At 42.8% G+C, this 13,135-nt stretch carries 13 protein-coding genes; 5 read left to right on the top strand and 8 right to left on the bottom strand.

What is annotated here, in order from left to right:
* The first annotated feature begins 28 nt into the window (after window positions 1–28).
* From DWU89_RS08590 to DWU89_RS08610, 5 genes are all read left to right on the top strand, one after another.
* Window positions 29–385: a type II toxin-antitoxin system RelE/ParE family toxin gene (locus DWU89_RS08590; RefSeq protein ID WP_115499272.1), complete on the top strand. Its 357-nt coding sequence runs from the start codon at window positions 29–31 to the stop codon at window positions 383–385.
* Window positions 382–672, top strand: coding sequence for a helix-turn-helix domain-containing protein (locus tag DWU89_RS08595; protein WP_115499238.1), 291 nt, complete (start codon window positions 382–384; stop codon window positions 670–672). The genes DWU89_RS08590 and DWU89_RS08595 overlap by 4 nt, the downstream gene beginning before the upstream one ends.
* Window positions 673–807: 135 nt before the next feature.
* Window positions 808–1,962, top strand: coding sequence for a 6-bladed beta-propeller (locus DWU89_RS08600; RefSeq protein ID WP_115499239.1), 1,155 nt, complete (start codon window positions 808–810; stop codon window positions 1,960–1,962).
* Between the two features lie 36 nt (window positions 1,963–1,998).
* The gene (locus tag DWU89_RS08605; RefSeq protein WP_115499240.1) at window positions 1,999–3,159 is read left to right on the top strand and encodes a 6-bladed beta-propeller; all 1,161 of its coding nucleotides are present in this window, start codon (window positions 1,999–2,001) and stop codon (window positions 3,157–3,159) included.
* 126 nt (window positions 3,160–3,285) lie between these two features.
* Window positions 3,286–4,440, top strand: coding sequence for a 6-bladed beta-propeller (locus DWU89_RS08610; protein ID WP_115499241.1), 1,155 nt, complete (start codon window positions 3,286–3,288; stop codon window positions 4,438–4,440).
* Between the two features lie 812 nt (window positions 4,441–5,252).
* Here the strand turns inward: DWU89_RS08610 and DWU89_RS08620 are convergent.
* The 8 genes from DWU89_RS08620 to DWU89_RS08655 form a co-directional block, all read right to left on the bottom strand.
* Entirely contained in the window at window positions 5,253–5,852 is a 600-nt protein-coding gene (locus DWU89_RS08620; protein WP_115499243.1) for a ribonuclease HII, read from the bottom strand.
* Between the two features lie 2 nt (window positions 5,853–5,854).
* Entirely contained in the window at window positions 5,855–6,172 is a 318-nt protein-coding gene (locus DWU89_RS08625) for a type II toxin-antitoxin system RelE/ParE family toxin (protein ID WP_115499244.1), read from the bottom strand.
* Window positions 6,172–6,429 (bottom strand): hypothetical protein, encoded by a 258-nt coding sequence (locus tag DWU89_RS08630; protein ID WP_115499245.1) that lies wholly within the window; start codon window positions 6,427–6,429, stop codon window positions 6,172–6,174. The genes DWU89_RS08625 and DWU89_RS08630 overlap by 1 nt, the downstream gene beginning before the upstream one ends.
* A gap of 53 nt (window positions 6,430–6,482) precedes the next feature.
* Window positions 6,483–6,887 carry a VanZ family protein gene (locus DWU89_RS08635; protein WP_115499273.1) on the bottom strand — a complete coding sequence of 135 codons (405 nt, stop codon included), beginning with the start codon at window positions 6,885–6,887 and terminating at the stop codon, window positions 6,483–6,485.
* A gap of 20 nt (window positions 6,888–6,907) precedes the next feature.
* Window positions 6,908–8,122: an aminotransferase class V-fold PLP-dependent enzyme gene (locus DWU89_RS08640; RefSeq protein ID WP_115499246.1), complete on the bottom strand. Its 1,215-nt coding sequence runs from the start codon at window positions 8,120–8,122 to the stop codon at window positions 6,908–6,910.
* A gap of 132 nt (window positions 8,123–8,254) precedes the next feature.
* On the bottom strand, window positions 8,255–9,043 hold the full coding sequence (locus tag DWU89_RS08645; protein ID WP_115499247.1) for a glycoside hydrolase family 16 protein: 789 nt from the start codon (window positions 9,041–9,043) through the stop codon (window positions 8,255–8,257).
* Window positions 9,044–9,050: 7 nt separating this feature from the next.
* Window positions 9,051–10,217, bottom strand: a complete 1,167-nt coding sequence (locus DWU89_RS08650) for a 6-bladed beta-propeller (RefSeq protein WP_147292109.1) — start codon at window positions 10,215–10,217, stop codon at window positions 9,051–9,053.
* A gap of 122 nt (window positions 10,218–10,339) precedes the next feature.
* Window positions 10,340–12,994 (bottom strand): glycoside hydrolase family 2 protein, encoded by a 2,655-nt coding sequence (locus DWU89_RS08655; RefSeq protein WP_115499249.1) that lies wholly within the window; start codon window positions 12,992–12,994, stop codon window positions 10,340–10,342.
* Window positions 12,995–13,135: the final 141 nt, after the last annotated feature.

The raw sequence follows: 13,135 nt of genomic DNA on the forward strand, positions 1-13,135 counted from the left end.
AATGTCATTTATAAATTACCTTTGCTCAATGAAAAAAGCAAGAGAAGTCATTACATACAAATCTTACTTTGATGATTTCTTTAGAGAACAATCTCCTAAGGTCAGAACTAAAATCATTAAAGTATTAGATATTATTGAGCAGATAGACCGTATCCCTATCACTTACTTAAAGTATATTGAAGGTACTGACGGCTTGTTTGAAATTCGAGTACAGTTAGGAAATAATATATTCCGTATCTTTTGCTTTTTTGATGGCAACAAATTGGTCGTTCTTTTAAGTGGCTTTCAAAAGAAAACACAAAAGACACCAGCTGACGAAATTAACAAAGCTGTACGCTTAAAGAATGAATATTATAACGAAAAAGAGAAGGAGAATAAAATATGAATACAACATCATTAGATCAGATAAAGGATCGTTATTATGGCGAAGTGGGAACTCCGGAACGCAATCAACTTGAAAGGGATTTGGAATCTCTTCGCATTGGTGTAAAGATCAGGGCCGCACGTGAAAAACAAGCAATGACACAAGCTGAACTTGCTGAACGTGTAGAGAAAAAGCGTTCTTTTATTTCAAAAGTCGAGAACGATGGCGGTAATATTACCCTCAAAACACTCTATGATATAGTTGAGCGTGGATTAGGCGGTAAGCTTAAAATTGAGGTCCAACTATAAGACAATTGACTTCCAACGGCTGACACTCGGAATCTTTCCGTACATTAATGATATTTAACCGCTGCAAAGTATTCGTATCTTATTTATTTGGATAGATTTGCGAAAACATCGTAATCTATTCAATTTGATAATACCATGAAGAAAACAAGCATCCTTTTAATCGCCCTCCTGCTCACATTAGCGGGATGCAGTGATGGCAAGCAATCGGCAGACAGCCTGATTACCATTGACGTTTCGAAAAGCTATCCTAAAAAAGAACTGATTCTTCAAGATTTTATGGATGTGGAATATATTCCGCTGGAAACCAATGACGAGTTTCTTACACAAGGGGCAGTACAGGATGTAGGAAAAGAATACTTATTGGTGAAAAACAGAAATAATGACGGGGATATCTTTATTTTTGACAGAAAAACCGGTAAAGGAGTAAGGAAGATAAACCGGCAAGGACAAGGGGTGGAAGAATATACAAGGATTAATGGGATGATTCTCGATGAAAGTAATAGTGAAATATTCGTAATATCGATGGGGAATAAAATCTTAGTGTACGATCTTTACGGACAATTCAAACGGTGTTTGAATCTTGATCGGGAAGTGTTATCTGTTTTTGATTATGACAAATCTAATTTGATTGGCTACGATATGTCGGATTATCATAATAAAGGAAAAGATAGAAGCAAATCGTACCATGTCATTATATCAAAACAGGATGGAAGTATCACCCGGGAAATCTTTATTCCTTTTAAAACGATCAACACACCGATTGTGACTAATGGGGATGGATTTGTAGCAAATTATTCTTACCAAATACGCCTGAGCCACGGCAAATGTACACTTATTGAAACATCAGCCGATACTTTGTATAACTATGCACCGGATGGAACATTAAGTCCCTTTATTGTAAGAACGCCTTCTGCACAGGCCATGACACCTGAAGTTTTTCTTTATATGGGTATTTATACCGACCGCTATGACTTTATGGAAGCCGTTAAAAATGTATTTAACTTCGAAAAGGGTAACGGATTCTTTGCGGATGTACTGATGTACGACAAGGAAGAAAAAGCCATCTATCAAGTTACCGTATGCAATGGTGACTATGCAGAAAAAAGACCTGTAGCCATGACAGCGAAACCAATTAATCGCGACGTCGAAAACGTCGCCAGCTTAAATGCATCCCAGCTTGTCGAGATTTACAAGAAAGGCCAACTGAAAGATGGCAAATTGAAAGAAATCGCCTCAAGGTTGGATGAAGAAGACAATCCGGTGATTATGTTGGTAAAGCAAAAGAAATAACATACGGAACAGAAAATATAAACTAAAAATAAAGTGATGAAGAAAGCAAACATTCTTTTAATAGCCACCCTGTTCGCAATGGCGGGATGCAGCGGTGGCAAGCAAGCGGCGGACGACCTAATTACTGTTGACGTTACAGCTAATTATCCGGAAAAAGAACTGGTTCTACAGGATATTATGGATGTGGAATATGTTCCTTTGGAAACAACGGATGAATTTGTAACTAAAGGGGTTGTGAAAGCGATCGGTAAGGATATCTTATTGGTAACGAACCAAAATGACGGGAATATTTTTGTTTTTGACAGAAAGACCGGTAAAGGTTTGAAAAAGATCAACCGTATGGGGCAAGGCGGCGAAGAGTATTCATTCGCCACCTACATCGCCCTGGATGAAGATAAAGGGGAAATGTTTGTCGCAGACTATGGAACAAAGAAAATATTGGTGTACGACCTGTCCGGGAACTTTAAGAGAAGTTTCAAATATGCAGACACCAGCCATTATGACGATCTGTTCAATTATGACAAGGACCATTTGATCAGTTATAAGAAATATTGGACACCGAAAGAAAGCGAGCAGGCATGCCATATCCTCATTTCCAAGCAAGACGGTAGCATCGCCCGTGAAATCCAGATTCCGTCTAAAGAAATGGAAACGCCGGTCGTGACAAAGGATGAATTCGTTATCGCACCTGAATTCCATCTAACATTCCCCAACCATACGGATTGGTCACTTGTAAACACATCGTCCGATACCATCTACCGCTATTTTCCGGATGGCAACATAAAGCCCTTGATCGCACGGACTCCTTCCATACACGCGATGGAAACGAAAGTCTTTCTCTTCCCCACCGTCATTACCGACCGCTATTATTTCATGCGAACCATGAAGAAAGAAGTGGACTTCAAAACGTTTAAAGGATTCCCGAGTACCGACTTGGTATATGATAAACAGGAAAACGCCCTGTTCCAATATACTTTATGCAATGCTGATTATTCGAACAAGCAGCAAGTATCATTGGGACTAAACTTCAATGGCATTGTCAATCAAGAGATCGCAACCTGCCAATCTTTAGAAGCGGCAGATCTGATCGAGGCCAACGATAAAGGCCAACTGAAAGGCCGGTTGAAAGAAATTGCCGCCGGATTGGATGAGGAAGCAAATGCCGTAATCATGTTGGTCAAGTATAAACAAGAGTAATCCCGCGCTCCCAATCTTTCGTCCATTAACAACGTTTAACCAGAGAAACGCCATGCTTCTACTTAATTAAAGTAGATTTGCGTAAAAATAGTAATTTATTATTCAACGTCTTAAATCTACAATGTTATGAAAAAAATAAACAGCCTCCTAATCGCCACCCTGTTCGCACTGGCAGGATGCGGAGACAGTAAACCACCGACAGAGGATCTCATCACGGTGGATGTCACAGCAAACTATCCGAAGAAAGAACTGGTTCTACAGGACTTTATGGATGTGGAATATATTCCGTTGGAAACAACGGATGAATTTGTCTGCCAAGGTATTGTACGAGCAGTAAGTAATAATTTGTTGATTATTACAAACAAGAAAAACGATGGAGATATTTTTATTTATGATCGAAACGGGAAAGCTTTGAGAATCATTAATCGTAGAGGACAAGGTGGAGAAGAATACAATAGTATATCGAGCATTACTTTGGATGAGAATCGCAATGAATTGTTTGTTTGTGATTCATATTCACATACTATTTTGATATATGATTTGGAGGGGAATTTCAAACGTAGGTTGGCAACCGACAAAAATAAGATATTTTATAATGTATATGATTTTGACCAAGAACATCTGATCGTGCATGATTCTTTTAATGAAAACACGACTGCCGATCTTTATACAGGACAGTCATTTATGTTAATATCCAAGCAAGAAGGCTATATTACAAAAGAAATTCAGATTCCATTTAAAGAGAAAAAATCAGTTGTAACACGATTTACGGATGAAAGTGGCATGACTTATGTATTCCAGCCCAATACTTTTTATCCTATAGTCCCTTATCTTGACGATTATGTATTGTTGGAAGCATCAGCAGATACATTATACAAATATTCATCTTTATCTACAATGAAACCGTTCATAGTACGGACACCGTCTATTCAATCCATGAATCCGGAAGGTTTTCTTTTCCCACTTATGTTAACTGAGCGTTATTGCTTTTTGGCAATATTCATAAAGGGAAGTGGTTATCAGGATGTAATGTACGACAAGTACGAGAATACCTGTTTTCAATATCAAGTATATAACAAAGATTATACAAAGAATGAAGAAGTATCTTTTAAGTCAAAACCATTAAATAGGGAAATCCCCTCTTGCCAATCCTTAGATGCTTCAAAATTGGTTAATGATTATCAGAAAGGGTGGTTGAAAGGTCGACTGAAAGAAATTGCTTCTACAATGAAAGAGGATGACAATCCTGTAATCATGTTGATCAAGTATAAGCAAAAATAAACTTCTTAAATCCATGAGATATGAAAAACGTAAATCCAATTTTAATCATGCTATTGTTCGCTATGGCGGGATGCGGCGGAGACAAACAAGGGCTCACCCGATAATCATTGGGGATAAATAAATTCATTATTTGGCAAAAGAGAGCCTGCGGCAGAGGGGGCTTATTGTAAAAAACGTATTTTTCCGGTTCGAAAGACATCCGAAATAAAACAAATGTTAATCCGCTTTTTTGATCTCAAAAAGGGACTTTTTCTCCTTTTTTGAGTGTTTTTAGTCATTATGACCGTCCTCTTTGCCATTACGACCGTGCTAATGTGTAGTGCACTCGGCACCTCGCGAAGATTAGGACGGTCGTAATGACGATTAGGACGGTCGTAATTGGAAAGAGGACCATCTTTAGGGCAAAAAAGGCCCTAAATTTCCTTGAGATATTTGGAACGCCGTCCGTTTTATTTTCAAATATTCGATTCTCCAGGAGTTAAGCTTTATCACTTTGCTGATATTTTCTGTTTTTGGTAATCAAATTGTACGCTTTTTCAGATAACTTGCGCACCTCACTCCATCTGTTGTCAGTAAAGAAGATTAAAACCGTGAAAAGAGTCAATCTAAAATCGATCAACTTTTCGGACGAAATAGAAAAACGCCCAAAAAGAGGGTTATTGTATAATTTGCCTCATCCTTGTGGTTATCCCCAATGATTATCGGGTGAGCCCAAACCTCTCATACTCTTTATAACATACAATTCAATGCTTATGCGGAATAAACAAACGATTGAAGGGTTTGCTCCGGAAGAATTAAATTACTGTTCCGGTTCAGAATTGCAGTGTAAGTTGTTCCGGCAGTAAGGTGAATGTCTTGCGGTGATACGGAGTAATCCCGCATTCCCGAATGGCTTCGCGATGGGCTTTCGTCGGATAGCCTTTATTCTCTTTCCAGTGGTAAGCGGGATATTCCAGGTCGAGGCTGTCCATATAATCGTCACGATAGGTTTTTGCCAGGATAGAGGCGGCTGCGATACTCAGGTATTTGCCGTCGCCTTTCACAACTGTCGTATGCTGGATCTCGGGATAGGGCGTGAAGCGGTTTCCATCGATCAGCAGGTGTTCAGGCTTGACCTTCAGTTGTTCGATCGCCCGGTGCATAGCCAGAAAAGAGGCTTTCAGTATATTGATCTTGTCAATCTCTTCGGGGGTAACAATACCGACAGCCCAAGCAATCGCCTCCTGCTCAATAACAGGACGGAGTGCATAACGTTTCTTCTCACTCAACTGCTTGCTGTCATTCAGCTCTTCATTATGAAAATCAGGAGGAAGGATCACTGCTGCTGCAAACACCGAACCCGCCAGACATCCACGACCGGCCTCATCACATCCGGCTTCTATACGATTTGCTTCTAAGTAGGGTAGTAACATAGTTAATCAACTGCTTTTATCAAATCTATTAAATGTTGAGGATCTTGTCTACAATCCCATAGGAGATGGATAAAAATATAATTATCTTCAACAGTATAAATAATCTTATTATGCTTAATCACAAGATAACGATAGTTCAGGGGCTCTTTTTCCAAAAGTAATTCAACAGTACCCATATCCGGGAATGATTTCAAAAGAAAGATCTTATTTTCAATCTCATCTCTGACACGAAGAGTTACACGTCTTCCATAAGTTGCTTTCAAGTAATAAAGCAAATCTGCTACTTGTTGCTTAAAAAGCCTACTCGACCGAATCTCCATTAGCGAAAAGATTGAAAGAAATCACGCATTTCCTGTTCTGAGACAAAAATGCCATTTTCTTTATCCCGGTTAGTTTCCTTCAACATCTCCTTCACCTCTTCCAAAGTAAAACAATTCGGACGTTTCAGTTCCTGCTTTTCCATTCTGATCAGTTTACAGGCAAGGGCTTCCATATAGGAAACGGCCTCCTCGCTATTGCAAGTCTGCAACACTTCCAACGCCCAACTTTTCCGTTTTTGTAATTCTAATACAGTCATAAAACCTCCATGTTTAGATACAATACAAATGTAACATACTTTTATGATATAAGCTAACGAGTCCCGATCTTTCTTTTCATCATCCAGGGACGAAGGACGAAGTAGGAAAACAGTGTGGCGAGCGTAACACCGCAGATATTGGCAAGGAAGTCGAACCAGTCGCCCCCACGGTATGTAGTGCAGTATTCCTGCAAGAGTTCGATCGCACCGCTCATCAGGATCGGACATAAGACCGCCCCAATCCAGGCATGCCACAACACATCGTCGTATTTACGGTGATTGCGCAGGAACTCGAGCCACAATACACCGGACAAGCCTGCATACATACAGATATGTGCGATTTTGTCTATCCCCACAACCTTACTAACCTCTAACGAAGGCGGCTTAAAGAAAGAGAGATAGATCACAACTGCAACGATCGTGAGCGAGACCGGATATTTCTTCAGATAATACAACACCATAAAAACGATTCCCTCTATTAAAACATTTTCCGTACCCGTTCGATACCGGCGGCAAAAACGTCAATCTCTTCTTTTGTATTATAGAACGAGAAAGAGGCGCGAACAGTCCCCTCGATCCCTAAATCCTGCATCAGCGGCTGGGCACAATGGTGTCCCGTACGGACTGCAATGCCCAGACGGTCCAACAACATGCCCATATCATAATGATGGATATTGCCGACCAGGAAAGAGAGAACCGCCCCTTTATGGGCTGCCTGTCCGAAGATACGCATACCATCAATTGCATTCAATTTTTCGGTTGCGTAACGGAGCAGTTCATCTTCATACGCTGCTATATTATCCATTCCCAAACGACCTACATAACGCAAGGCTTCTGCCAACGCCGTGCTACCGATATAGTCCGGCGTTCCGGCTTCAAACTTGAAAGGCAGTTCGTTGAAAGTCGTCTTCTCGAAAGAGACAGAAGCAATCATCTCTCCTCCTCCCTGATACGGCGGCAATTTGTCCAGCCATTCTTCCTTACCATATAGGACACCGATACCGGTCGGACCATATATCTTATGCCCGGAAAAGACATAGAACTCGGCATCCAGGTTCTGCACGTCCACCTTCAGATGGGGAACGGCCTGTGCACCGTCGATCAGCACCGGTACATCGTGGTTGTGCGCTTCTTCTATAATCTCCTTTACCGGATTGACCGTACCGAGCACATTGGAAACATGCGTAACGGAAACCAACTTCGTCCTTTCCGAAAACAGGCTGCGGAATGTATCCATACAGAGTTCGCCTTTCTCATTCATCGGAATCACTTTTAGCGCGATACCTTTGCGGGCCGCCTGTATCTGCCAGGGGACGATATTGGAATGGTGCTCCATCACGGAAACGATCACCTCGTCGCCTGCCGACATACATTCGTCGGTAAAACTGGAAGCAATCAGATTGATCGCCTCTGTCGTCCCACGCGTAAAGATGATCTCGTTGGAAGAACGGGCATTCAGGAACTGCTGCACAGTCCGACGTGCATCTTCATGTGCTTCCGTAGCCGCCTGGCTCAGGAAATGGACACCGCGATGGATATTGGCATTCACATTATAGTAGCCGCTCTCTATCTTCTCCACCACACAGCGGGGCTTCTGAGTCGTCGCGCCATTGTCGAAATAAATAAGCGGCTTATCGTATATCTTATGATCCAGGATAGGGAAATCCTTCCGGATAGACTGTATATCTAACATAACTGTATCTATTTAACTTAATAACAAGCGTCAAAGATACTATGTTTATCAGGTAAACGATCAATTGCAGCACATAAAAAAGCCTCCCGTAAGAAACGAAAAGCTTTTTTAATATCTGATAAATACTTATATCTACTTCTCTTTCTGGTAGAAACGCACCCAATCGATCTCCATCTCGACAGGCAGATCAGCAGGTTCGACTGCGCCAACCCAGCTCCCACCCAACTGCATATCAAGCAGCAGATAGAACTTCTTATCGGTAAACGGGAACTGCCCTTCTTTGTCTGTCTCGATACGGGGATAAGCAAAAGTCCGGGTGTCGTTGATAAAGAAAACAAGACTGTCGCGATACATCTCTACACTGTAGACATTATAATCGTCACGGTTTATCGGCCCAATCCCACCCTGCTTCGGATTATCCTTTATACCCAATATATGCGTATAGGCAGAATGAACGGTCTGATAAGCGATGGTATCATTATTCAAACGCTCCATGATATCGATCTCCCCGCCTTCCGGCCAGCCTTCGTTTTCCGGCAGCAGCCAGAACGCCGGCCAGGCTCCGGTTGCCCCGTAGAGCTTTGCACGGATATCCAGGCGCCCGTCGGAAAAGCCGACTTTTCCTCTTGAATAAACACCACCAGTGATAAAAGGAGCCGTATCCGCCGGCAAACTGTAATTAACTAATCCGCGTAAGACCAGGTTACCGTCGCGCATCCCATAACAAGAATCGAAATCGGACATATAGTTATTCCAATCCGATGTCCCGCGTGGAATCTTACTCCACGAAGCCTCATCAAAATGCTCCGTCTGGTCGAAGTTCTCCTCCCATACCAACTTCCACCCGTTTTTCTGTGGCTGGCAACCTGCCATTAGCGACAGGGCGATTGACAGCCCTAATGCAAATAATCCTTGTTTCATTACGCCGTTATTTGAATTTATACAATATCAGGACATCATTATCTTCGTCTTTTAAAGAGGATGCCAAATCTTTTAATTCTCCATACAATTTCCCTTCCTGATAAGCCTCTAATAATTCATCGGCATTAAACCGGGATATGCCATAACCGGATTGCATATCACAATTCACAAGATGAGAGCTCAAAACTATTTTTGCATCCGGATAATCATCATTCCTTATCTCATACTCATTTATATCTCCATTTTCTTTGTTGTAAACCCAGTTGGTTTCAGGAAACATATCCCGTTCATTGCTTTCATCTACAGAAATCCGAGTCAAGAACACATATTTACTTGTTTCAATTCCATACTGTAAAAAAACAGGGGCACTCATGGAGCTAATTGCAGGTGTTCTCAATATAACCGGAGTCAAAACCCCATCGTATGAATACTGATAGATGGTATCCGACGAAAGTTCGTTCAAAATATAACCTTCCGAATTTCTTACAACAGGAAGATGCATGGCTGTATATGAAAAACGACCGCCATCACCTTCTTTAGTCACCGTCAAATCATATTTCTTACCAGAAGAAAAAGGAACTTCTATTTTCTTCAGGATTTCCCCGTCATTCTTAGCCAGAATCGAGAAATAAGGTTTCAGATCAGAGTTTACCCGATTCGTTTCCGTATTGTAAACGAGAAAAGCATCATCATTAAAATTGTAAATGAAACGCGCATCCCCAGAAGCAAATTCCCTGATATATTCGCCATTCAGATCATAAACAACGATCTTCCGGGAAAAAACATCATGGACATAAATCTCCCCTCTCTTTTCATCCATACGCAAATTGGTGATATAATTATATTCGTGAGGGCCATTCCCATAATGAGAAAACTTACGGACCGGCTGTCCTTCCCTATCAAACATCAGAATCTCACCAGTTTCACCCCCTTTGGTCAGTATATAATTTTCATTGCAAACCAAAGCTCTTGATCTAACTAATAAATCGGTATTGCTTGCAAGTTTTATATATGTAACATCTGCAATATCCTTTAAATTTAATCGAATGGATGAATGTTCCGCATTGAGGTCAATTTGCAAGACTTCGTTATCCGTGCTCTTACCGGCACAGCCACACAAAAATGCCATCATCCATATAATCAAAAGATACCTCATACAAATATCAATTTTCACAAAGGTAACATTTTTCAATACACAGCACACAGATGACAGAATAAAAAAGGATGCGTCCTCTGCGTGCTATGTTTCACGAATATAACCGAGCTGTCGGATATTCATATTTACGTCATTATTTCTTATTCTCCAAAATCCGACTGTTGCCGTTCCACCTCTTTCAACTTTAAGGTATTCAATTCCTTGCGCAGGCGTTCCACTTCTCGTTCGGCATCGGTTTTCGATGTGGCCGATTGTCCGGCGGAAACACTGCTCATTGAGGTACGGGATGCGTCTTCGGTGTTATAGACCAGCGGGAATGCGGCCGGTTTCGATTCAAGCACCAGTTCACCGCTTACCGGCATCTGCGAACCTTCAAACAAGACACTGGCAGTGATCCGTATCTTACCTGGCTTCAAGGTAGACTGAACCAGAATAGGGGCCGTTCCCCATTTGACAGGAGCGGGATTAGCCAAAACATCCGGACCACCTAAGATACGCCCTTCCCCTTCTATAGAGAAACGGATATTATAATTGTTCAAACGCTTGATGTTTCCCTGCTTATCCGCAACAGCAGCCACTACCGTAACGAAGTCGGAGCCATCGGCTTTCAGCTCTGTCCCTTCGTTATCTACCCATAACAGGATTTTTTCCGGACGACGGGCAGGAACGACCTTATGCGTAGCAACGACTTTTCCGTCTATCAGTCCTTCGGCAAGCAGATATACATCGTCCTGCTTTCTTGCTCTGGAAAGAGCTTTGTCTACCATAAAATCATAGACATCGGGGAAAGTTATGACCGGAGACGGCATTCCCTGACGGTTTTTGTCTTTCTTATAAGTATAGGTCTTTCCATCTTTATTGAACGTAAGCCGCACCTCGTCACAGTTCGAATAAACCGTCACATCCTTACCTGAGAACGGCGTCATCTCGTGTGCGATATAGACCATCGGACCGCTTCCGGCAAGCTGATCGTTCTTCACTGCCGGACGCTGTGCCATAAACATATAATATGAATATTTCGGCTGGCGAAAGACATCCATCAAACCTCCGTAGAACGGATCGGGATGGTAGCCGCGCTGATGATCGAACGAATGCCAAAGACAGCCACCGACATGCTGCGGCTGCTGTTGATACAAGACGTCGTAGCTGGTCACCGGATAGGAAGGTGAGGCATAATGTTCAGCTTGTACGCGCATCGGCTGCTCGCCCCAGTTGCGGGCTACGCGGCTGGGTGAATTATGCGAACTCCAATCATCCACATTATCTCCCCATTCACGGGTAAAATAGGTCTTTGTCGGATCGATCTCTTTCGAAGCATCCTGCATATTGGCGGGATGGGCAAAATAGACCGGGAAGTTCTCGTGTCCGCGCGCTTCGCTGTCACTCCCACTATAACAATATGGATAAGGATATTCGGCATCCACTATATCGCGAGTGTTCTTGGCAAAGTCCGCCGGATACCAGGTTTCGTTCAGGATCGGTTCCCACAGCCAGACACAAGGATGGTTACGGTCGCGGCGTACGACATTGCGGATATCGCTATATACACGCTCGGCAAATTCAGGCGCATCGTTCCAGAACTGCCAGCCGGGCGTATTGACGATGACAAACAACCCTAACTCGTCGCAGGCATCCATGAAAGCCGGATCTTGCGGGCAGTGGGCGTTACGGATTATCTCCATCCCAACCTCTTTCAGTTTCTTGGCATCCCGCCAATGAATACTGTTAGCGACAGCATTGCCGACTACAGCAAAGTCTTGATGACGATTCGCTCCGATCAATGGCTTTCCATACGGCTTCCCGTTCAGCCAGAAGCCATCTTTTCCCTTAAACTCGATGCTACGGATTCCGACACGGCGACGATAGCCGTCTACCACATTCCCGTCTTTATCCAAAATTCGTACCAAAAGGTTATATAGTGTCGGCGTCGAAGGTGTCCAAAGCATCGGCTGCTTCACCAGTAATTTATCGGAAGAAGTGATTGCCTTACCGCCCTTCACTTGAATCTTATCATTCAGATATGCAACCTGCGTGCCATCCGGCTGTAACAAGGTGTATTCCACTACACCGGTGAAAGATTTCTTTGTCGCATTACGCACCTGTATCTTCAACTGCACCTCCGCCAAAGCATCCGAAACTTTCCCGAAAGAGACAAACAAGCCGCCTCCGGCTATCTCATTCTCATAATTGGGATCGGTGATGAACACGTTGTTATGGGCGATCAACCAGCAATCCCGGTAGATACCGCCAAAGTAGGTATAGTCCAGCACATCCTGCGCCTTTCCGGGAGGATAGGAAGGATCGTCACTGTTATCGGCCCAGACGGCAATGACGTTATCGCCATTCCAGTCCAGCGCATCCGTCACATCCAGTACAACAGGCAGATAGCCACCAAAGTGCTCCGTTAGCAGTTTTCCATTCACGAATACTTTACTTTTTCCCATAATTGCCTCGAAATGCAGGAAAAGCTTCTTGCCCTTCAACGATGCGTCAGGTGTAAAATGCTTACGATACCAGACTTCACCCTGATAATTGATACAACCGCTTGCCTCCGTCGGCAGGTATTCAATACCGTTCGGCAGGGAAACGACTGTCCAGTCCTTATCATTAAACTCTTTCGCATCTGCTCCGTCCGCTGCACCTTTATGGAAACGCCATGCAGGATTCATGGAATAAACTTCCCGCCCACTGTCTTCCAATCGAAAGAAACCGGCCGTCGAGAACTCGGGCTGATGGGCGGCCCACAAAGGCAAAGCCATCAACCAGAATATCAAATACATTTCTAATTTTCTCATATTACTTTATATTAATCGTTTTAATATTTTCTTTAAACACAACACCTCTCCAAGGGGTGGGAAGACGCTCTCTCTAACACAAGGAAAGCAACCTCGTTACCGTTGGCCAAAGATACATGGTCTGAAAGGGAAGACCTAATA

Origin of the sequence: Parabacteroides acidifaciens (assembly GCF_003363715.1) — a bacterium.
Lineage (GTDB): Bacteria > Bacteroidota > Bacteroidia > Bacteroidales > Tannerellaceae > Parabacteroides > Parabacteroides acidifaciens.